The following is a 19665-nucleotide window of genomic DNA, read 5'->3' on the forward strand; positions in this document are numbered from 1 at the left end:
GCGTGCGAGCGTCTGTCACAGTGACGCATCGCTGGCCCTGCGGTGCTCCCGTGCTGGCCGTTCTCAGCACGGTTGCCCCCGTGCTGCGGCGATATGAGCCATTCCAGCACATCTGAGTCCATGATTGCAACATCGATGGAGGTCGCTGTTGTTGCGGCCTGGCTGCGCGTGCCTCCCACCGCTGCCCGGGGCGACCGGCGAGGCCAGCTGTCGCATCCAGTCACGGACGAGCGTTCGGGGCGGGCGCGGACCGACCTCCATGGCGATCATCGACATCTGCCGCTACGATCCGATATCGATGAGTCACTGAGCGTTGATGCGTGCTGTTCGCAAGGCCCTGGACGCTCGCAATCCGGCGCCGCCTCGAACGTGGTGCCGACCTGAGGATCACGCCGTCTCGACGAAGGACATCCGGATGACGGACAGTGCGCAGACCATCGGAAGCCGAGCCGTTCCGCCCGCGCGGCCGTACCCGTTCAGTGTGCCCGACCGCCTCGTCGTCGATCCGACCTATGGCGAGTTGCGCGAGAACGAGCCGATGACCCGGGTGCAGCTTCCCTACGGGGAGGAGGCGTGGCTCGCCACCCGGTACGAGGACGTCCGTACGGTCCTCGGCGACGTGCGGTTCGGCCGCGCCCCGGCCGTTCAGCGTGACGAGCCCAGGCTCACGTCGCGCCAGCAGTCCAGCGGCATGCTGACCATGGACCCGCCCGATCACACCCGGCTGCGCCGGCTGGTCGCGAAGGCGTTCACCGCGCGTCGGGTAGAGGCGCTGCGCCCCCGGACCCAGGAGATCGCCGACGCACTCGTCGACGACATGGTGCGGCTCGGTCCTCCAGCCGACCTGGTGGAGCACGTCGCCACACCGCTGCCGATCCAGGTGATCTGCGAGCTGCTCGGGGTCCCGTACGCCGACCGCGACCGCTTCCACATGTGGTCCGAGGCGATCGTCTCGACCACGTTCCTGCCCGTGGAAACGATCCAGGAGTACCTGAACAATCTCTGGGGCTACATGGGCGCTCTGGTCGCCGAGCGCCGCCGCGAGCCGGGGATCGACGACCTGCTCGGCGCGTTGGTGCAGGCCCGCGACGAGAATCAGGATCGGCTCAGCGAGACCGAGCTGGTGGAGCTGGCCGGAGGGCTGCTCGCGGCCGGCCACGAGACCACGGTGACCCAGATCCCCAACTTCGTCTACGTCCTGCTGCACAATCCGGACCAGCTCGCTCGGCTGCGGACCGATCCGTCGCTGGTGCCGGCCGCGGTGGAGGAACTGCTGCGGTACGTACCGCTCGGCGTCGGCGCCTCCTTCGCCCGGTACGCCAAAGAGGACGTCGAGGTCGGCGGGGTGCTGGTCCGGGCGGGTGAGCCGGTCCTCGGCTCACTGTCGTCGGCGAATCGGGACGGTACCGTCTTTGCCGACCCGGACCGGCTGGATCTCGACCGCGAGCAGCACCCGCACCTGGGCTTCGGGCACGGCGTACACCACTGTGTCGGCGCGCAGTTGGCCCGCATGGAGTTGCAGGTCGTCGTCGCCACCCTCGTGACTCGCCTGCCCGGATTGCGTCTCGCCGTCCCGGAAGCCGAGCTGGAGTGGAAGCGGGGCATGCTGGTGCGGGGCCTGCTCGGCATGCCGGTGGCCTGGTGAGTGCCGCATGGCGGATCGGGGTGGACTCGCACCGCTGTATCGGCACGAGCATCTGCGCCGGCACCGCGCCCGAGCACTTCCGCCTGGTCGACGGCCGGTCCGCGCCGCTGGCCGACGTCGCCACCCCGGCCGAGGTCATCCTCGACGCGGCCAACTCGTGCCCGGTCGAGGCGATCACGGTCCGCGACGCCACCGACGACCGGCTGATCGCCCCGGAGGAGTGACCCGAGGTCGAGCCCAGCCGTCGCGGCTCAGCCTCGCCATCGCGGCGGGCCGGCGGCAGGCGAATCGAATCAATTCGATATAACATCGGGGCAGGGCAGTCACTCCGCACGGGCGTACGGCGCGGAGTCTCGCCATCCACCGGACGGACCGGGCAGCCGGCGGTGGCAACCGATTTCGGGCGCGGCCGGGTTGACGCCGGCTCGGCGTCACCTGCTGCGTGCTGGTCCCCGCGGCGAGTGCGGTGCTCCGTTCGTCGACCCTCGGCGATCGTCGATTCCGCGCCTCGCAGCGGTAACGGACCAGTCAGAACTCCGAGGAGAAGGCACCGATGAACGACGTACCCGCTCAACCGAAACGCCGTACCAGGGGTGCCGCCAGGCTGCTTCTGGGCGGAGCCTGCGCCATCGCGATCACCGTGTCCTCGATGGCCCTGGCGACCTTCGCCCGCGCCGACCTCAGCGGACCGCCCGGGACCACCCTGCAAGCTGCCGCCGAGCGCAGCGGCCGGTACTTCGGCGCCGCCATGGGGGCGGACCGTCTCACCGACTCCGGCTTCCTGACCATCGCGAACCGCGAGTTCGACATGATGACGGCCGTCAACGAGATGAAGCCCGACGCGACCCAGCCCAACCCGGGTCAGTTCGACTTCCGCCGCGGTGACGCGATCTACAACTGGGCGACCCAGCAGGGCATGCGATTCCGTGGTCACACCCTGGCCTGGCACGCTCAGCAGCCGAGGTTCTGGGGAAGTCTCAGCGGCAGCGCCCTGCGGACCGCGATGATCGACCACATCAACGGCGTCATGGCCCACTACAAGGGCAAGTTCTACGCCTGGGACGTGGTGAACGAGGCCTTCGCCGAAAACGGCAGCCGGCGGTCGTCGAACCTGCAGTCCACCGGGAACGACTGGATCGAGGTGGCGTTCCGGACCGCGCGCGCCGCCGACCCGAGCGTGAAGCTGTGCTACAACGACTACAACATCGAGAACTGGACGTACGCCAAGACGCAGGGCGTCTACAACATGATCAGGGACTTCAAGTCCCGGGGCGTCCCGGTGGATTGCGTGGGCCTCCAGACCCACTTCACCGGTGGCAGTTCGCTGCCGGGCAACTTCCAGCAGACGCTGTCCAGCTTCGCCGCCCTCGGGGTCGACGTGGCGTTGACCGAGGCCGACGTCACCAACGCCTCGACCAGTCAGTACCAGGGCCTGACCCAGGCCTGCATGAACGTCCCCCGCTGCGTCGGCATCACGACGTGGGGCATTCGGGACAGCGACTCCTGGCGCGGCAACGAGAACCCGCTGCTCTTCGACCGCAACAGCAACCCCAAGGCGGCGTACACCGCCGTCCTCAACGCTCTCAACGCCGCCTCCACCACCGTGCCGGGGACCCCACCGACGACCGCTCCGCCGACGACCGCTCCGCCGACCACGGCTCCGCCGACGACCGCTCCGCCGACGACCGCTCCGCCGACGACTGCGCCGCCGACGACCGCGCCACCGACCACGCCGCCGCCCGGTGCCTGCACCGCGACGTACCGCATGGTCAACAGCTGGAACGGTGGCTTCCAGGGCGAGGTCACCGTGGCGAACAACGGCTCCACCACCCTCAACGGCTGGACCGTACGGCTGACGCTGGCCAGCGGGCAGACCATCGCCAACGTCTGGAGCGGCATCAACACCGGCACCAGTGGGGCGGTCAGCGTCCGTAACGCCGAATACAACAGGTCTCTCGGCGCGAACGCCTCGACCACCTTCGGTTTCCTGGTCAACGGCGGCAGCAACACGGCGCCCGGCGGCCTCTCCTGCACCAGCCCCTGACCGGCGACACGTACCGGCCCAGCGCGCCCCAGCACGCTGACCAGGCCCGGAGCCACCGGCTCCGGGCCTGGACGCCGGCCTGGTCGGTCGGAGCCGGTTGACGGCAGTCGACCGGGTCCGACCAACAGTCTCTCCGCGTTGATCCGTACCGGACGGCTTGCCCGTGCCCGCTGAGCGTGGCGCGCCCGCCTTCAAGCCTTGGGATGATTCGATGTGGTTTGTCTCTCGCGGGTAGGCCACTGTCGTCCGAAGGGGTGTGGTCGTGGTGACGGCTGAGGTGCCCGCTTCGGATCGGGCGGAGCGCGGTGCGGGCGCCGCGGCGCGGCTGGACCTGACGGCGATCGTGGCCCTGGCCAGCGGTATTGCGTCGGTGGGCCGGCCGACGCTGGTGGGGGTGGAGGGGTTCGGGGGAGCCGGCAAGACGGTGTTCGCTCGACGGCTCGCCCACGCGCTGGGCCGTACCCATCTGGTGCACCTGGATGAGTTCCTCGTCGAGGGCGTAATCAGCGACGAGGACAAGAGCGACTTCGATCGCGCGGAGTTCGTCCGTCGTGTGTTGGAGCCGGCGTGGCGCGGAGAGCTCACGGAGTATCGGACGCTGACGGGGCTAGAGGGCGGCCCGGGTAGGCAGGTACGGGTCCCGGCGGTGCGGTACCTGATCGTGGAGGGCGTGTCCGCGTACCTCGGTGAGCTGTGGCGCTACTACGACCTTCGGATCTGGGTCGACGCGCCGATGGAGGCGGCCCGGGAGAGGGCCAAACAGCGGGACCTGCGGCGGGGGATCTATGACTCTGCTCTGTGGGATGTGTGGGAACGTTCGGAGCTTGCCTATCGGGCGAAGCACCTGCCGCACACGACCTGCGATGTGGTCTTCGACAACGGTGCTGATCACGTCGACCTTGCCGAGTGATCGGGTTCAGCGGGTCACCCGCCTTGATCGCCAGCGGCCAGTCACACGAAGACGGCTCGGAATATCCGTTGCCATTCGATCGGCACAGCGCCTACCTTGAATGAGCAAGGCAGTCCCGACCACACCAAGGAGTTCCCCGTGATGCAGTACGCCTCCACCGAAACCACGCGGTTCACGCCGCGCGGCGGTGTCGTGCTGCCCTCGATCGGGCGAGCCCACGATCTGTGCGCGAGTGAGCAAAATTGGAAGCCGGGGTGGCGGCGCGAATAGCGCCAGCGCAAGCTGCGAAGCCGCCCACCCCGACCGGGATAGGGCGGCTTTTTCGTTACCGGAACAACGTCACAGGGGCGTAGCTCAACTGGTAGAGCGCCGGTCTCCAAAACCGAAGGTTGCAGGTTCGAGTCCTGCCGCCCCTGCTTTTCGTCACGGCTGCGGCCGGCGGCGTCGCAGATTCTCAACTCCACAGTGGATGGCATGAGCAAGACCCCGGCCGGCGCCTGTCTGGGCCGGCCGGGGGCACTACCTCCGGGACGAGGGAGACGGCTGACCCGCTCGCTTTGGGAGCGAGAGACACGGGGTTCGACACCCCGGTCCCGGACACATGGGGTTGTAGCTCAGCTGGGAGAGCGCCGGTTCGGCAGACCGGAGGTCGAGGGTTCGAATCCCTTCTACTCCACGCATCCGTGCCCTCCGGACGTAACCGGTGGCGCACGGGAGTAGCTCGATGGGCCGTTGGAGCAAGGTGGCAGCTCACCTGGTTCTCAGCCAGGAGGTTACGGGTTCGAGCCCCGTACGGCCTACGCAAGGAAATGCCAGGCGGTCGTGGTGAACTCGGCGGACACGTCGGTCTTCCAAACCGAAGAAGCGGGGTCGGTGCCCGCCGGCCGCTCAACCGTTCCGGGATGCTCTGCTGGCAGGGGCGACGGGACTTTGGATCCCGGTACAGACGCAGGTTCGATTCCTGCTCCCGGAGCTCGCAATCGACCAGCGGAGTCAGTCGTGGGGGTCGCAGATCCGAACTTCGACTGCCGCTCGACGGATGATCAAAGGGTCGATGCCGCAGCTCTGCGGAGGCCTGCCCCGGTAGCCCAACCGGTAGGAGGCAGCGCATTCAAAACGCGCACAGTGCGGGTTCGAATCCCGCTCGGGGTACGCAGCACACCACGCCGTCGTAGCTCAGTCGGTAGAGCAGCTCCATGGTAGGGAGCAGGTCGCCGGTTCGACTCCGGCCGGCGGCTTCACGCGGTTGTAGCTCAGCTGGTAGAGCGCGACGTTGCCAACGTCGAGGTCGCCCGTTCGATCCGGGTCAGCCGCTCCAGGCACCACCGGCGGCGCAAGGTCGCTGACACTTGATCGAAAGTACGGTGCGTTCCACGTGTAGAGCCCGCCCTCGTAGCCCAGCGGTAGAGGCGACGGTCTGAGGGGCCGTACAGGGCAGGTTCGAATCCTGTCGGGGCACCAAGCCGGCGTAGCTCAGTTGGTAGAGCACGCGCCTTGTAAGCGCGAGCGGGCCGGTTCGATTCCGGTCGCCGGCTCCACGCCAGCGAAGCTCACCAGGCAGAGCGCACCCCTCGTAAGGGTGAGGAAGCGGGTTCGACTCCCGCCGCTGGCTCTCCTCTCGCCGACGTAGCTCAGGTGGTAGAGCGGCCGGCTCATAACCGGCAGGCCCCCGGTTCGACACCGGGCGTCGGCACGCACATCACGCGCTCGTGGTGGAACTTGGTAGACACGCACGGCTCAGACCCGTGTGCCGAAAGGCATGGGAGTTCGACTCTCCCCGAGCGCACGACAGGCCCGCCGCGGCCCAGCCAAGCACGGCCCGGCGGGGCGGTGTCGAGGGCGAACGCGGAACCCGGCAACACCGTGCGGACGCGGCGCGGTGACCGGGACTGCCCGGAAGGTGGATGGGTGCCACCGCCCCGCGACAACGGGGAGGTGCGGTTCGAATCCGCCCGGGTCTTGGGGTCGTAGCTCAGTTGGTAGAGCGTCGCATTCGCACCGCGAAGGCCGTCGGTTCGATTCCGTCCGACTCCACTCTCCCGGCCATCGGCCGGGACCATGCTGGCGTAGCTCAGTGGCGAGAGCATCCGGTTGTCAGCCGGAAGGCCGCGGGTTCAAGTCCCGTCGTCAGCGCACATGAAGGGTTGGCCGAGTCTGGTCGATGGCGCCGCGTTGCTAACGCGGAGCGGGTCACACCGCCGGGAGTTCGAATCCCTCACCCTTCGCCAAGCCGTCGTAGCTCAGCCCGGTAAGAGCACCGACCTGATAAGTCGGGGGCCGCTGGTTCAAATCCAGCCGTCGGCACGCAGCGAGAATGCCAGCCAGGCGACCGCGTCGAGCCACCAGCTCGCCGAGGAACGTCCGGGCTCCGCAGGGCAGGGTGGTTCCTAACGGGAACCCGGCGAAAGCACGCGGGCGGCCCGCCTGATGCGTGCGGGTTGGCCGCTAGAGCCTGCCGGCGACGGTAGGCCGAGATGGGTGGTCGCCCCCACCACCGGGCCGCCGGGGTGGGACAGAACCCGGCGTACCGGCCGGCTTCCCTCGCGGCACGCACAACATGCCGCCGTAGCTCAGTGGATAGAGCGCGACGCTACGGACGTCGGAGTCGCTGGTTCGATTCCAGTCGGGGGCTCTTTCGGGACGTGGCGCAGTTTGGTAGCGCATCCGGCTGGGGGCCGGAGGCCGTCGGTTCGAATCCGGCCGTCCCGACTCAACGGGTACTAGCTCAGCTTGGGAGAGCGCCGCGTTCGGGACGCGGAGGCCGGGGGTTCAATTCCCTCGTACCCGACTCATGGAGGGTTCCGGCCCGTGGGGGCCAGCCGGTCTTGAAAACCGGAGGGGGGTGCAAGCCCTCGCGTTCGACTCGTCAACCTTCCGCCATGCGCCGTTAGCTCAGTTGGTAGAGCTTCCGACTCTTAATCGGAATGTCGCAGGTTCGATCCCTGCACGGCGTACCACTTCGCCCCGCTAGCTCAGGGGAAAGAGCAGCAGTTTCCTAAACTGCGTGTCGCTGGTTCGAATCCAGTGCGGGGCACCACACGGGCCGCTAGCTCAATGGCGTAGAGCTGCTGACTTTTAATCAGTAGGTTCGGGGTTCGAGTCCCCGGCGGCCCACTTGCGGGGTAGAGGAGTTCGGTCGTCCTCGCCGGCCTCATAAGCCGGAGATCGCGTGGTTCAAATCCCGCCCCCGCCACCAACCTCCGGCAGTTGCCACCCGGGCACTCGCTCACGCACGTAAACGGCTGCCCGTTCGATGACCTCCGGGTTGTCACGAAGAAGTCCGATCGCCCGGTTGCAGTCGTGGCAGAGCAAGCCACGAACGAACTTGGTCCCCTTAATGTGATCGGTGCAGATTTGTTCAAATGGCCTCTGGCAGATGGCACAGGCGTCGCCCTGCGCCATGAGGTGGGCTTCGAAGTCGTCATCGTTAAGCCCGTAGCGACGCTTTCGCCAGCCGACCCGTTGGGAGTAGCGACGGACTGCCTCGCGACGCAACTGGGCCGCCCGCTCCGGGTTTCGGCTTTGCCAAGATTGGTAATACTTTGCGGCACAAGCTTTACATTTGTGCCGCCGGCCAGTTGGCCTGCTCCCGTCCTTCATGAACATATCGAGCGGTTTGGTCTCACCGCATGTTCGGCAGGTGTCAGTCTCCATGTCCTTCATCATAATCTGGGCTCATAACCCAGAGGTTCCCGGGTTCGAATCCCGGTCCCGCTCCCAACGGTCCTGTCCGTTCGGGTTGGCCCTGGCACAGAGAGTGCCAGGCGTAAGCGCGGCACACACTCCGCGACCAGCCCCCAACTCGCGCCCTGGTAGCTCAGTGGGAGAGCACCGGTTCGACAAACCGGGGGCCGCTGGTTCGATCCCAGCTCGGGGCACGCACACCACCTGGCGCGGTGGACGAATTGGAAGAGTCGCCCGGCTTTCACCCGGGACACGTGCGGGTTCGAGTCCCGTCCGCGCTGCCCATTCCCCTGTAGCTCAAAGGTAGAGCGGCCGGCTGTTAACCGGCTGATCTTGGTTCGAGTCCAGGCAGGGGAGCCAAGCCCGTGTAGCTCAGCGGAACGAGCGCCCGGTTCACACCCGGGAGGCCCCTGGTTCGATCCCAGGTGCGGGCACTGGCCTTCGGGCCGCAGTTGTGGCTGTAGCTCAGTGGTAGAGCGCCCGGTTGTGGCCCGGGAGGTTCGCGGGTTCGAGCCCCGCCAGTCACCCCAAGGGAGTGCGCCACCGATGGTGAGGTGGGCCGGGCTGTAACCCCGGTGCGTTCGCGCTCAGGGAGTTCGAATCTCTCCACTCCCACGCTTGCCCGTGTAGCTCAGGGGACAGAGCACCAGCTTCCGGAGCTGGGTGTCGGGGGTTCGATTCCCTCCGCGGGTGCTTCTGCCTGGTCGTGTGCCCGAGTGGTGAGGGGGCGGTCTGCAAAACCGCACACGCCGGTTCGATCCCGGTCACGGCCTCGAATGCCATCCGCTGTGGACAGAGAGCTGTCGCTGGCGTCAGGTGGGTGGCATCGAGGGCCGGCGGCCGAAGAATCCGTCGACGAGGTGGTCGGTGAAGTCCGCGTGGACAGATCCTCCCGTCACCAGAGCCCGGTAGTAACTCGGCCCTACCATCTGATCGAGCTCGGCCGTCAGGTGCGAAAGCTCGATCATCGGTGGTCCCAGGTTTCCCCGGAGTCCACGGCGGTCTTCACTGCCGGCCGGTCGGCGGCCGGCGGGGCCGGGCCGTCCGGGTCGGAGCCGGCCATCGGCTGCGTACGCCCGGCCGGGGTGAGCCGGGCGGGCCACCAGAACCCGCGGCCCATCAGCACCGTAAGCGTCGGCACCAGCAGCGACGACACCAGCAGTGCGGAGATCAGGATGCCGGCGGCGACCGCGAAGCCCATCTCGGCGAGCAGGGCGACACCGGCGAGCATGAGCGAGGAGAACGTGCCGGCCAGGATGACGGCCGCGGCCACCGCCGTCGGGCCGGTGTGCCGGATGGCCAGGCGAGCGGCCTCGCCGGGGTCGCGGCCCTCGCGCGTCTCCTCGCGCAGCCGGTCCACCATCAGAATGTTGTAGTCGGTGCCGATGGCGACCACGAACAGGTACATGAAGATGGGGACGTTGAAGATGATCCCGGCCTTGCCCAGCCCGTCCTGCATCACGAACACCGACGCGCCGAGCGTGGCCAGATAGCTGAGCCCGACCAGGACCATCAGCAGTGTCGCGGCGACGATGCTGCGCAGCAGGGCGAGCAGAACGAGCGCGGTGAGCCCGGCGGCGAGCGGGAAGACCAGCGAGTAGTCCTGGTTGACCGCGCTGCGGATGTCGGCGAAGGTCGCGGTCGGGCCGCCCACCAGGGCGTGGGTGCCGGCCGGGACCGCATGGTGCGCGGTCGGCCGCAGCGTGTCCGCGACCGTGTCCACCGCCTCGGGGCTGCCGGAGTCGTGGTCGAGCAGCATGCTGATCGTGGCGACGGTGCGGTCCGAGCTGTAGCCCGCGGGGCCGGCCTGGCCGACCCCGTCGAGGCCGGACAGCCGCGACCGGAAGCTGTTCACGCCTGCCTCGTCCAGCGGCTGCCCGGTGTCGCTGACCAGCAGCACGGAGGTCGGGTTGAGGGCGCCGACCGGGAAGCCGCGCTGCAGGTCCCGCAGGGCGATCGCCGACTCGGTGTCCTGCGGGAGACCGGCGTTGTAGTCGTAGCTGGCCTGGAAGCGCAGCGTGCCCAGGGAGAGCAGTGCGAGGACGACGACCGCGGCGGCGGCCAGCACGCCGGCACGGTGCACGATCAGGTCGCTGAGTTTGGCCGACGCCCGCGCCCGCGGCTGCCGCTGCCAGCTCTTGGAAGGCCAAAATACCTTCGGTCCGAGCAGCGAGACGATTGCCGGGATCAGGGTGAGCGCGGTGGCCACCGTGGCGGCGACCGCGATGGCCAGAGCCGGACCCTGCGCCTTGAACGAGCCGAACGAGGAGAACGCCAGGCTGCTGAACGCGATCACGATCGCCGCGCCGGCTGAGGTGATCACCTTGGCCACCCGGGCGGTCGCGTGGATCAGTGCCGTACGCGGGTGCTCGCCGGTGCGCAACTGTTCGCGGTATCGGAAGAGCAGGAAGAGGATGTAGTCGGTGCCGACGCCGAACAGTACGACGGTCACCCAGACCGTGATCGACTGCTCCGCGGTCAGGTCGAAGATCCGCTGGGCGATGCCGATCAGCTTCACCGAGACGAAGACCAGGACACCGATGGTCACCATGGGAAGCAGGGCGGCAACCGGGCTCCGGAAGATCAGCAGCTGTAGCACGATGATCAGGACGACCGTGGCCAGGGCGATGACCTGCTCGGCCGAGGCGAAGGCGTCCTGCGCGTCGATCACGATGCCGACGTCACCGGTCATGCCCGCCTTCAGGTCGGTGTCCTCGAACAACGGCCCGGCGGCGGCCCGCAGCGCCCGCCCGGCCTCCTCGGTGCCGGGATCGCTCTGTGGGCCGTCGACGGTGACCTGGAGGAGTTGGACGAGGCCGTTCTCCGACACCGTCGCCTCGCTGGCCTGCACCTCGGTCACGTGCGGGATCGCCTTGTCCCGAAGCTGTCCGGCGACCTGCTCGACGAGCTGCTGATCGGCGCTGGTCAGCGCGGCGCCGTCGTGGCGCCGCACCACGAACGTCGCGGCGCTGCCGCCCCCGCTCTCCGCGAAGGCCGTCTCCTGCACCTTGCCGGCCTGGACGGACTCGTAGTGGGATGGCAGGAAGTCGGCCTGATCACCGCTGGCGGACAGACCCGGTCCGAAGAACCCGACGATTGTCGCGACGACCAGCCAGGCAGTGATCGTCCACCATGGGTGACGGACCACGCCTCGTGCCAATTTCGCGTACATCAGTCTCGTCCTTTCCAACCCCTCGGCCGGCCACCACGCCGTCTGCCGGTGCGTGATTCAGCCGATCACGCGGAGTTGAAGCGGCCGTGTGCTGGCCTTTCAGGTTCTGTGAGAGTTTGGGGCGGCCCGGACGGCGGGTGCGGACGAGGATGCGCGGAACCGGGGACAGCCGTACGTCATCCTCATTGTTTTCACACGGTTTTCCCGGCGAACTCACAACGGCGCAGGGTCCCGGAGACGCACGGCACGGGCAGAATGGGTCGGGCCAGCGCTGCGAGCATGGAACCGCTCAGGGAGACGAGTTGTGGTGACGCCGGATCGGACGGCCGACGGCTCCGCGACCAGTGACACCCCACCACGGGTCCTGGTCGTCGATGACGAACTCTTCCTGGCGGACCTGGTCGCTTCCGCGCTGCGTTACGCGGGTTTCGCCTCGACCACGGCCGGGGACTGCGCAGAGGCGGAGGCCACTGTGGCGCGGGAGCGGCCCGACCTGATCATCCTGGACGTGCTGCTTCCCGACGGCTCCGGCATCGACCTGTGCCGGCGGCTACGGGAGAAGGGCGTCCTCGCTCCGGTGATCTTCCTGACCGCGCGGCGGGCGGTCGCCGACAAGGTCGAGGGGCTGAGCGTCGGCGGTGACGACTACCTCACCAAGCCGTTCAGCCTGGACGAACTGGTCGCCCGGGCCCGGGCGATCCTGCGCCGGTCGCAACTGGCCGCGCCCGCGCCACCGCGGGAGGAGACCGGCGGGTTGCGCTACGCCGACCTGGTGATCGACCAGGAGGCGCACGTGGTGCGCCGGCAGAACGTGGTGATCGACCTGAGTCCCACCGAGTTCAACCTGCTGCGCTATCTGGTGCAGAACGCCGGCCGAGTGATGTCCAAGCAGCAGATAGTCGACCAGGTGTGGGAGTACGACTTCGGCGGCAACCACGGCGTGGTCTCGACGTACATCAGCTATCTGCGCCGCAAGATCGACCAGTTCGATCCGCCGCTGATCCAGACCATTCCCCGGGTCGGCTACACGCTGCGACTGCCGTCCGAGTGAGCGGGATGAGCCTGCGGGGCCGGCTCATCGTCCTGGTCGCGGTGCTCCTGGCGGCCGGAATGAGCGTGGCCGCACTGGCCACCTTGGCCGCGCTGCGGTATTTCCTGGTCACCCGCACCGACACCCAGCTCGATCAGCTGAGCGCGGCGGTCGTGACGCAGATGGACAACGGCACCGGGCTGAGCCCGTCCGGCGCCGGCAGCGGCCGGCCGGCCAGCGCGGGCGGTCAGCCGTTCGTGCTTCTGCGGATCCTGTCCCCGGACGGGACCCCGATGCTGGACCTGCAGAATCCGGGCGGGCAGGCGCCCGCGATCCGGCTGCAGCCGAAGGATCCCAGCACGAGCACACCGGACGGCGCGGTGTACGCGACCGTCACGCTGACAGATCAGCAGCCGAACCAGTGGCGGGTGCGGTCCGGATGGCTGCCCGACAGGCGGGCGATCCTGCAGGTCGGTCTGCCGCTCACCGACTACGACGTGGCGAACCGTCAGCTCATCCGTACCCAGGCGGCCGCCACGGCGGTCATCCTGGCCGCCATGGTGCTGATCGCCTGGTGGCTGATCGGCCTGGGCACCCGCCCGCTGGACCGGATCGCCGAGGTGGCCGCGGACATCGGCGCCGGGCACCTCGACCGTCGGGTGCGCCCGGGCCGGCCGAACACCGAGATCGGGCGGCTCAGCGCGGCGCTCAACGCGATGCTGGTGCAGATCCAGACCGCCTTCAAGGAGAGGCAGACCTCGGAGGAGCGGCTGCGCCGGTTCGTCGCCGACGCCTCGCACGAGCTCAACACCCCGGTGGCGACCATCCGCGGTTATGCCGAGCTGTTCCGGCACGGTGCCGGTGCCCGGCCGGCCGACCTCGAGGTCGCGATGCGACGCATCGAGTCCGAGGCGACCCGGATGGGCCAGCTGGTCAACGAACTGTTGGTCCTGGTGAAGCTGGACGAGGGCCGCCCGCTGGACCGGGAGCAGGTGGATCTGACCCATCTGGTCACCGAGGCGGCGGCGGACGCCCGGGCCATCGCACCCGGCCGCTCGCTGAGCGTGCAGGCGCCGGGCTCGCTCGTGGTCTCCGGCGACGAGTTGCGCCTGCGGCAGTTGCTGGCCAACCTGTTGTCCAACGTACGCCGGCACACTCCGCCGGGGACCGCCGCCGAGATCCGGCTCTCCACCTCGAACGGCACCGCGGTAATCGAGGTGGCAGACGACGGCCCGGGCCTGACCGAGGAGGACAGCCGACGGGTCTTCGAACGCTTCTACCGCAGCGCGACCTCGCGCGGCCGGCAGCGGGAGGGCTCTGGCATCGGCCTTGCCATCGTCGCGGCGATCGCCGAGGCGCACGGTGGGACGGCCGAGGTGAGCTCGGTGCCGGGTGAGGGCACCACCTTCACCGTACGCATCCCGCAGGACGAGCAGGCCTGACTCATGTCGTACCCACCGAAGCCGGTACCGGCGAGGGGGTTCAGATCTCCAGCCGCACGTCGCCGTCTCGGGTCAGTGCGATATCGCGTCCACGGTCGACGGGTAGGGCTCGCATTGCTCCCGGGTCCGACTCGAGCACGCCCACCACGTCCTGCGCGCTCATGACCATCTCGCTAGCGGCTGGCTCGCGGCGCGGGGCCACCATAGAGGTGGACACGGTTGTCGACGACGCAGTCCGGATCGCCGCGCAGAAACCGGTCGCCTGCGGCACTGCCGTTGCTGACGTGGACCATCCAGTCCTCGTAGTACCAGCTCGGGTCGCACTCGCACCCGATGAGCCGGAAATTGGCCCGGTACCGGCCAACCTGCCCCGGGGCGAGGGTGAACAGGCGGGTCGACACTCCCGTCCGGGGAAACGCCGCGCTGCCGGGCAGACGCTCGACGGTGACCGCCGAGCCCTCGAAGGCGAGCCACAGGGCCAGGTCGCGGGCGATGCTCACGCCACCGCTCAGTACGTCGCCGCGAAGCGAGTAGCTGGCGGCCTCATCGGCCAGGACGTCGTGGACCACCACATCGCCTGCTGGCAGCGGCGCAGGAAGTATCACCGGGCGGTCGAGTCCCCGACGGGCGTTGGCCTGTGGGGCGCCGCGCCCGGCCGCGCTCCATCGCACCCGTACCCGCTGGATGACGATCACGCCCACAGCATGGGCCACGACAGCTGGTCCCGTCAGCCGATATCCCCTCCGGCCGCATTGATCGTGCCGTCGGCTGCTCGACCGGTCCTGTGTGGAGCGGCTGCGATCAGGTGCTGTAGAGCCCGTCCCACGGTTCGGTGAACCCGAGGCGGTCCGGGTACAACTCGACCCTGTCGCCTCGCTCAGCGTCAGACTCGTCGATCAGACCGAACGTGACGCCGTCCTGGACCACACGAAACAGCTGGATGGCGATGTCGCCGTACTGTCGATCCGGTAGCTGATCGAGCAGGCCCTCCACGTGGGCCTCGGCCTGGTCGCCAAGCTCGCCTCGAAGGTACGGAGCGGTGGCCACGAGCGAGATGTCGGACCGGCGGTGGCGGCCCTCGGCGTCGAACAGGTGCAGGTAGGCGTACCAGCGGATCCGTTCCCGGTCCGGATCCGACGCGTGGTCGTCGTCGCGATGGGCGCCGTGTATCCCCGCGTAGAACTGACCCTCGGCGTACCGCCCCACCCTGTCGGTGCGGTAACCCGGTTCGTGGGCAATCGGCACCAGATCAGGTAGCGACATGCCGGTGACAATACCTTCGACAACCGCGCTGATCAGTCGGTCGGAGGCTCGTACGAGAAGTCGGCCGTGAAGGTGCCGTCACGCTGTGCGGTCATGGAGAACCCGTACCACGGCTCGTTGTCGTCTTCGATCATCAACTGTCGCAGGTCGATAATCAGATCGGCGATCTCATCGACGGCCTCGTCGGGATTGTCCTCCCCGGCGAAGTGGAACGCCTTACCGTCGGGCTCCGGAGCTCGAGGCCCGCGTGGGCGTAGTTAACGTCGGGAGACGGTTGCCGCACGCCACGAGGTGGGGCATTCGCGCGCGCTGACGAACTATCTGGCCGGCTTCGCGCTGGTCGGCTGTCGCGTTTACAAGCAGCGGACGAGTCGTGGACAGGAAGCAGGGCGGTGTGTCCGCCGGCGGAGCGCGCTCCCGCCGACGGACCTCCCCGAATCGGTGCCTACGGCTTGCGGGCCAGGAGCCCGACAAACGTGTGATAGGTGTCGGTCTGCTGGGGAGTGGGCGCACCCGGATCTGGACGCCACTCGGCCAGCGGCACCAGTCCTGGTTCCAGGACCGTGAGTCCATCGGCGAACGAGAGGATCTCCTCGTCGGTACGCCAGCGGCCGGTGCCCAGCGACTCGTTGAAGACCCGCTCGACCTCGCGGGCCTTGCGGGAGCCCTCGGGGTCTCGGTCGCCCGGGTCGCGGAAGTGCGAGATCGCCACGTAGCTGCCGGAGGGCAGCGCGTCGATCAATGCCGCCGCCACCGCTCGCGGATCCTCGTCGTCGCCGAGGTGGTGCAGGATCGCGAACAGCAGCAGCCCGATCGGCCGGTCAAAATCGAGGGCCCGACGTACGTCCGGATGGTTGAGGATCTCCTGCGGTGCGCGAGCGTCCGCCTGGATCACCGTCGCGGTGCCCTCCGCGGCGAGCAGTGCCCGGCCATGGGTCAGGACGATGGGATCATTGTCCACATACACCACCTGAGCCTTCGGGTTCTGCTCGGTGGCGACCTCGTGCACGTTGCCCTGGGTGGGCAGTCCCGATCCGATGTCGAGGAACTGGTCGATGCCCGCCTCGGCGACCAGGAAGCGAATCACCCGACGCAGGAAGGCACGGTTCGCCTGGCCGGCTGCCGGCCCGTCCGGCGTTATCCGCAGGGCGTGCTCGGCGACCTTGCGGTCGACCTCGAAATTGTCCTTGCCGCCCAGGAAGAAGTCATAGACCCGGGCCACGCTGGGAATGTTGGGGTCGATGCCGGGGGGTGCCGCCTTGTCGAGGGTCACAGGCGTCTCCATTCGTCGGGGATTGGCGCAGGTCGAGGTCCACGGGCGGTGCCGGCGTTGCGGCGAGTGTAGCGATCGGGATGGTTGTTTTCCGCCCCGACTGGTCTGCCCGCGCAGCGGGAAGCTCAGCATCCGTGCCAGCCGTACCCGGATGGTGCGAGTGCGCGGGCGGAGACTTCCCGGGGGCATCAGGAGCAGTTCTTGCCCTTGTTGATGCAGGTGGCGATGCGCTGCATGGCCTGGACGGAGTTGACGTTGACGAAGTCGTTGTGGTCGGAGAACGGGTTGTGGTTCTCCTCGGGGAAGGAGTCGAGGGCGTACTGGCCTTTCACCTGCACGCTGCGGGCGATGTCGTAGGCCACGGTGACCCGCAGTTGTGGGATCGCCTGGAAGCCCTGCGGGCACGCGCCGGTGGCCTTGTCGGCGAACGCGACGTGGTTGCGGTGGTTGTCGCTGTCGATGTTCCTACCGTCCCAGCAGCCGGGGAAGTCATGGACGCGCTGCACCTGGCTGCCCGTGGGGCAGATTGGGTACTTGTCGGAGAGCCGGTCGGTGAAGCCGGAACAGGTCCAGGTGGCACGGGCGTTGGCCGGACCGCGGCTGGTGGGCTTGGCGTCGCCGGTGAGAGCCCGGAGGAACTTCGGCATCGGCACCACCTTGCTGACCGGGTTGCCGCGGTACTCGATCAACACCTGCGCCGGGCGGACGATGCCGCCGGTGTTGCCGGGCAGTTCGAAGTTGGGCCCCTGCGGATCGGGCAGCGCCGCGGGTGCGCTGGGCGCGCTGCTCGGTGCCGCCGGGGTGGCGGGGGCCTGGTCCAGCCTGCAGGCGGCGAGCGCGTCGAGACCCGCCGGGCGGGCGGCCTGCCGCCCGATCGCGATGGCGATCCGGTCGAGCGCCGCGGCCCGCTTGGCGCGCAGCGGCCCGAGGATGGCGTTGTCGACGAAGGCCGGGCCGCCCTGGCCGCGGCTGCCGACGAGGCGCTCGTTGGCCTCGGAGAGCTGCCGGTCGAGCTCGTCGAGGTTGCGGTTCACCTCGGCGAGAGCCCGATTGGGTACGCCAGGCAGCCGGTCCCGTACGGCCGGGCACTGAATCCGCGGATTCGCGGCCTGGGCGGCGTTGGCGCTCGCCCGGTGGGCGCTGTCGGGCATCCGGGCGTGCATGTCGTCGTAGCTGACGTCACAGTCGACAAGCGAGACCAGGCCGGGCTGATTGCCACCGCCGGCGGTGATCGTGGTGCTGATCTCCTTGAGCAGTACGGCCCGGCGGGCCCGCAGCGCGTCGATGACCTCCCGGTTGAACGCGGCGTCGATCCGGCCCCGGCTGGCGGTCATCCGCTGGTTCGCGGCGGCCTGCTGGCGATCCAGCTCGGCCAGCAGACGGTCGACGGTGTTGCGGGCCGAGCTGGGGACGGCCCGCAACCTCCTGCCGGCCGAGGGACAGACGACCATGGGCTGGGTCTGGGCGAGAGCCTGCTGGACCTGTCTGCCGCTGCGGACGGTCTTGTCGATGCGTACCACGGGCCAGAAGTAGGACGACTTGTCGCCGTTGCGGCAGGTGGTGCCGGCGGCGTCCAGATCGGCGTCCGAGGAGTTCGCGGTGATGGCCAGGTTGCCGACGAAGTCGTGGACGTGTTCGGCGCCGTTGCGGATGCCGGGCTGGGCCACCGGATTGTCCGGGCTGAACTTGCCGTTCCTGTTCGTGCCGCAGTCGACGGTGAACCGGCCGGTCGACGCGCCGGCGGCCGGCCTCGGGTTCCGCACGTTCGGTGGCACGTTCTCGATCGGCACGAACTGGTCGAGGCTGGTGGCGGCGTCCGCGGTGCCCTTGCCGCCACTGGAGACGAAGGTGGCGGTGAGCGCACCGGTGGCCGCCAGCACCATCACGGCCAGCGCGATCCGGACCGGCCGGGTCTGGACCAGTGCGGTCCCGTTCTTCCTGCGGTTCATCGGAATCTCCTCAAAGCCGTAAACGGCTCCGGTGATGTGCTGTCCCCAGTCGGTACGGGCCGACGCGCGGTCAACGGTCAACGGTCGCCGGGCACGTCACGGTTCGGTAAGAAGTCCGACGGGCGGGGTGAGCCGCTACCACAGGCCCCGCTCGCGAAGCAGGGCGAGTCGGTCCGGTGGCAGGCAGCTGGTCAGGTTCCGGTCCAGGTCGACCAGTTCGAGGTCGACGGCGTACACGACGAAATCGTCGGTGACTGGCAGCGTCGCCGACCAGTCGCGCAGGTTCAGCCGAGCCGCGGCCGAGCAGCACAGTCGTCGGAGGATCTCGGATCCGGCCGAGACGTCCGGGTCGTCGGCGTCGAGGAGGGTGAGTTCCTGCCGGATCAGCCGCGCCGGTCCGGTGTCGTCGAGGTCGATGTCGGTGCTGGCCTCGAAGTCCTCCGGCGACCAGGCTGCGCGGGCGTCCACCGTGCGCAGGTCGGCCCGTTCCGCCGCGGTGGCGGCGCTGATTCCGAGCGACAGCTGCGCCGGCCCGGCGTAGCCGAGGGCGAGGCAGGCGATGGGATCGTCGACGGGCAGCCGTGCCGCCGCGGCCGGAATCAGTGCCACCAACATGTCTTCCAGGGCTTGGCACGCCGTGTCGAGATCGAAGCCCGCCGGTGGTCGGACGTAGAGCTCCCGCGACTGCCTGCCCGTGGCCTCGACGAGCCGGAGCAGGCCGTCGTCGTCATGCTCGGCAAGGAGTACGGCAGGCGGGCGGCCGTGGTGCTCGACCTCGACGCGAAAGATCCGCCCGTCGGTGTACGCGTACGACTCCCGGCCCGAGCCGCGGCGCGCGACCATGTCCGCCGAGCGCATCAACCCGTCGTCGAAGCGGTACTCGTGCAGGTAGATCGGCCCGTCCGTGTCGAAGTGCGCCACCTCGACAACCTCGTCGCCGTGCCGGAAGAACGTCTCCTGGTGCAGGCGGCCGTGCAGGAAACCGCTGTACTCCTCGACCACGGACACCCGGCCCTGAGCATCGAACCCGAGTCGCAGGACGTCCACATCCCCCGAGGGGCGGGCCTCCAGCCGACGCCCGGGCCTGAGCAGGGCCCGCTCGAAGCGCAGCGGGCGCAGATCGAGGCCCGGCCAGGTGTACCAGTTCCAGACCTCCACGAGTGCGGTCGCTGCCCGCTTCCGGGGCTCGTACTCGTTGGCGAGTTGAGCGAACCGCGCCGCGGCATCAGGCATGCCCAGGATCGTACGGCTCA

14 protein-coding genes, 33 tRNA genes and 1 pseudogene are annotated in these 19665 nt (G+C 68.8%); 39 read left to right on the forward strand and 9 right to left on the reverse strand.

Annotated features, from left to right (window positions below):
• Positions 1-415: 415 nt before the first annotated feature.
• The 29 genes from AB0O48_RS19170 to AB0O48_RS19310 all read left to right on the forward strand — a co-directional run bounded on the left by AB0O48_RS19170 (position 416) and on the right by AB0O48_RS19310 (position 7795).
• Complete coding sequence (locus tag AB0O48_RS19170; protein WP_365067167.1) at positions 416-1645, forward strand: cytochrome P450; 1230 nt, start codon at positions 416-418, stop codon at positions 1643-1645.
• Positions 1642-1869, forward strand: coding sequence for a ferredoxin (locus AB0O48_RS19175; protein ID WP_357254485.1), 228 nt, complete (start codon positions 1642-1644; stop codon positions 1867-1869). The genes AB0O48_RS19170 and AB0O48_RS19175 overlap by 4 nt, the downstream gene beginning before the upstream one ends.
• A gap of 329 nt (positions 1870-2198) precedes the next feature.
• The gene (locus tag AB0O48_RS19180) at positions 2199-3689 is read left to right on the forward strand and encodes an endo-1,4-beta-xylanase (RefSeq protein ID WP_365067171.1); all 1491 of its coding nucleotides are present in this window, start codon (positions 2199-2201) and stop codon (positions 3687-3689) included.
• A gap of 256 nt (positions 3690-3945) precedes the next feature.
• Positions 3946-4599 (forward strand): hypothetical protein, encoded by a 654-nt coding sequence (locus AB0O48_RS19185; protein ID WP_365067174.1) that lies wholly within the window; start codon positions 3946-3948, stop codon positions 4597-4599.
• 343 nt (positions 4600-4942) lie between these two features.
• A tRNA-Trp gene (locus tag AB0O48_RS19190) sits at positions 4943-5015 on the forward strand.
• A 187-nt stretch (positions 5016-5202) separates the two neighbouring features.
• Positions 5203-5275: transfer RNA gene (locus tag AB0O48_RS19195), tRNA-Ala, on the forward strand.
• Between the two features lie 50 nt (positions 5276-5325).
• Positions 5326-5399 (forward strand) — tRNA-Glu (locus tag AB0O48_RS19200).
• Positions 5400-5415: 16 nt separating this feature from the next.
• Positions 5416-5488 (forward strand) — tRNA-Gly (locus tag AB0O48_RS19205).
• A gap of 7 nt (positions 5489-5495) precedes the next feature.
• Positions 5496-5572: transfer RNA gene (locus AB0O48_RS19210), tRNA-Gln, on the forward strand.
• 104 nt (positions 5573-5676) lie between these two features.
• Positions 5677-5751, forward strand: a tRNA-Leu gene (locus AB0O48_RS19215).
• Positions 5752-5764: 13 nt separating this feature from the next.
• Positions 5765-5837, forward strand: a tRNA-Thr gene (locus tag AB0O48_RS19220).
• Positions 5838-5841: 4 nt separating this feature from the next.
• Positions 5842-5917: transfer RNA gene (locus tag AB0O48_RS19225), tRNA-Gly, on the forward strand.
• A gap of 68 nt (positions 5918-5985) precedes the next feature.
• A tRNA-Leu gene (locus AB0O48_RS19230) sits at positions 5986-6060 on the forward strand.
• A gap of 1 nt (position 6061) precedes the next feature.
• Positions 6062-6137, forward strand: a tRNA-Thr gene (locus AB0O48_RS19235).
• Position 6138: 1 nt separating this feature from the next.
• Positions 6139-6211, forward strand: a tRNA-Thr gene (locus tag AB0O48_RS19240).
• Between the two features lie 8 nt (positions 6212-6219).
• Positions 6220-6292 (forward strand) — tRNA-Met (locus tag AB0O48_RS19245).
• 10 nt (positions 6293-6302) lie between these two features.
• A tRNA-Leu gene (locus tag AB0O48_RS19250) sits at positions 6303-6385 on the forward strand.
• 175 nt (positions 6386-6560) lie between these two features.
• A tRNA-Ala gene (locus AB0O48_RS19255) sits at positions 6561-6633 on the forward strand.
• Between the two features lie 26 nt (positions 6634-6659).
• Positions 6660-6732, forward strand: a tRNA-Asp gene (locus AB0O48_RS19260).
• A gap of 5 nt (positions 6733-6737) precedes the next feature.
• Positions 6738-6827, forward strand: a tRNA-Ser gene (locus tag AB0O48_RS19265).
• Between the two features lies 1 nt (position 6828).
• Positions 6829-6903: transfer RNA gene (locus AB0O48_RS19270), tRNA-Ile, on the forward strand.
• A 255-nt stretch (positions 6904-7158) separates the two neighbouring features.
• A tRNA-Arg gene (locus tag AB0O48_RS19275) sits at positions 7159-7231 on the forward strand.
• Between the two features lie 4 nt (positions 7232-7235).
• Positions 7236-7308 (forward strand) — tRNA-Pro (locus tag AB0O48_RS19280).
• 5 nt (positions 7309-7313) lie between these two features.
• Positions 7314-7387: transfer RNA gene (locus AB0O48_RS19285), tRNA-Pro, on the forward strand.
• Between the two features lie 5 nt (positions 7388-7392).
• A tRNA-OTHER gene (locus AB0O48_RS19290) sits at positions 7393-7479 on the forward strand.
• A gap of 1 nt (position 7480) precedes the next feature.
• A tRNA-Lys gene (locus AB0O48_RS19295) sits at positions 7481-7556 on the forward strand.
• A 4-nt stretch (positions 7557-7560) separates the two neighbouring features.
• Positions 7561-7636, forward strand: a tRNA-Arg gene (locus tag AB0O48_RS19300).
• Positions 7637-7639: 3 nt separating this feature from the next.
• A tRNA-Lys gene (locus AB0O48_RS19305) sits at positions 7640-7713 on the forward strand.
• A 2-nt stretch (positions 7714-7715) separates the two neighbouring features.
• Positions 7716-7795: transfer RNA gene (locus tag AB0O48_RS19310), tRNA-Met, on the forward strand.
• On the opposite strand, the gene AB0O48_RS19315 is transcribed toward AB0O48_RS19310, so the two are convergent.
• Positions 7774-8253: an endonuclease domain-containing protein gene (locus AB0O48_RS19315; protein ID WP_357254479.1), complete on the reverse strand. Its 480-nt coding sequence runs from the start codon at positions 8251-8253 to the stop codon at positions 7774-7776. The two genes, AB0O48_RS19310 and AB0O48_RS19315, sit on opposite strands and share 22 nt — an antisense overlap.
• A gap of 152 nt (positions 8254-8405) precedes the next feature.
• On the opposite strand from AB0O48_RS19315, the gene AB0O48_RS19320 reads away from it, so the two are divergent.
• From AB0O48_RS19320 to AB0O48_RS19355, 8 genes are all read left to right on the forward strand, one after another.
• Positions 8406-8477: transfer RNA gene (locus tag AB0O48_RS19320), tRNA-Val, on the forward strand.
• A gap of 12 nt (positions 8478-8489) precedes the next feature.
• Positions 8490-8564: transfer RNA gene (locus AB0O48_RS19325), tRNA-Glu, on the forward strand.
• Positions 8565-8569: 5 nt separating this feature from the next.
• Positions 8570-8643 (forward strand) — tRNA-Asn (locus AB0O48_RS19330).
• A 1-nt stretch (position 8644) separates the two neighbouring features.
• Positions 8645-8717 (forward strand) — tRNA-Val (locus AB0O48_RS19335).
• Positions 8718-8737: 20 nt separating this feature from the next.
• A tRNA-His gene (locus AB0O48_RS19340) sits at positions 8738-8813 on the forward strand.
• Position 8814: 1 nt separating this feature from the next.
• Positions 8815-8898 (forward strand) — tRNA-Tyr (locus tag AB0O48_RS19345).
• A gap of 5 nt (positions 8899-8903) precedes the next feature.
• Positions 8904-8976: transfer RNA gene (locus tag AB0O48_RS19350), tRNA-Arg, on the forward strand.
• Positions 8977-8985: 9 nt separating this feature from the next.
• Positions 8986-9056, forward strand: a tRNA-Cys gene (locus AB0O48_RS19355).
• A gap of 191 nt (positions 9057-9247) precedes the next feature.
• Here AB0O48_RS19355 and AB0O48_RS19360 read toward each other — a convergent pair.
• Positions 9248-11455, reverse strand: coding sequence for an MMPL family transporter (locus AB0O48_RS19360; RefSeq protein WP_365067177.1), 2208 nt, complete (start codon positions 11453-11455; stop codon positions 9248-9250).
• A gap of 304 nt (positions 11456-11759) precedes the next feature.
• Here AB0O48_RS19360 and AB0O48_RS19365 point away from each other — a divergent pair, with 304 nt between their 5' ends.
• Both AB0O48_RS19365 and AB0O48_RS19370 read left to right on the forward strand, forming a co-directional pair.
• Positions 11760-12506, forward strand: coding sequence for a response regulator transcription factor (locus tag AB0O48_RS19365; protein ID WP_365067180.1), 747 nt, complete (start codon positions 11760-11762; stop codon positions 12504-12506).
• A gap of 5 nt (positions 12507-12511) precedes the next feature.
• Positions 12512-13927: a HAMP domain-containing sensor histidine kinase gene (locus AB0O48_RS19370; RefSeq protein ID WP_357254474.1), complete on the forward strand. Its 1416-nt coding sequence runs from the start codon at positions 12512-12514 to the stop codon at positions 13925-13927.
• A 40-nt stretch (positions 13928-13967) separates the two neighbouring features.
• Here the strand turns inward: AB0O48_RS19370 and AB0O48_RS19375 are convergent, their stop codons facing one another.
• The 7 genes and pseudogenes from AB0O48_RS19375 to AB0O48_RS19405 all read right to left on the reverse strand — a co-directional run bounded on the left by AB0O48_RS19375 (position 13968) and on the right by AB0O48_RS19405 (position 19645).
• Complete coding sequence (locus AB0O48_RS19375) at positions 13968-14090, reverse strand: hypothetical protein (protein ID WP_365067183.1); 123 nt, start codon at positions 14088-14090, stop codon at positions 13968-13970.
• A gap of 10 nt (positions 14091-14100) precedes the next feature.
• Positions 14101-14622: a hypothetical protein gene (locus AB0O48_RS19380; protein WP_365067186.1), complete on the reverse strand. Its 522-nt coding sequence runs from the start codon at positions 14620-14622 to the stop codon at positions 14101-14103.
• 106 nt (positions 14623-14728) lie between these two features.
• Positions 14729-15190 carry a hypothetical protein gene (locus AB0O48_RS19385; protein WP_357254470.1) on the reverse strand — a complete coding sequence of 154 codons (462 nt, stop codon included), beginning with the start codon at positions 15188-15190 and terminating at the stop codon, positions 14729-14731.
• 32 nt (positions 15191-15222) lie between these two features.
• Positions 15223-15363, reverse strand: a pseudogene (locus tag AB0O48_RS19390) (immunity protein YezG family protein); the annotation flags it as partial.
• A gap of 272 nt (positions 15364-15635) precedes the next feature.
• The gene (locus tag AB0O48_RS19395) at positions 15636-16463 is read right to left on the reverse strand and encodes an SAM-dependent methyltransferase (RefSeq protein WP_365067189.1); all 828 of its coding nucleotides are present in this window, start codon (positions 16461-16463) and stop codon (positions 15636-15638) included.
• Between the two features lie 188 nt (positions 16464-16651).
• A complete protein-coding gene (locus tag AB0O48_RS19400; RefSeq protein WP_357570074.1) occupies positions 16652-18412 on the reverse strand; it encodes a DUF1996 domain-containing protein in 1761 nt (586 codons plus the stop codon).
• Between the two features lie 135 nt (positions 18413-18547).
• Positions 18548-19645: a hypothetical protein gene (locus AB0O48_RS19405; protein ID WP_365067193.1), complete on the reverse strand. Its 1098-nt coding sequence runs from the start codon at positions 19643-19645 to the stop codon at positions 18548-18550.
• Between the last annotated feature and the right edge of the window lie 20 nt (positions 19646-19665).

Source organism: Micromonospora sp. NPDC085948, from assembly GCF_040686315.1.
In the GTDB taxonomy this organism is placed as follows: Bacteria; Actinomycetota; Actinomycetes; order Mycobacteriales; family Micromonosporaceae; genus Micromonospora.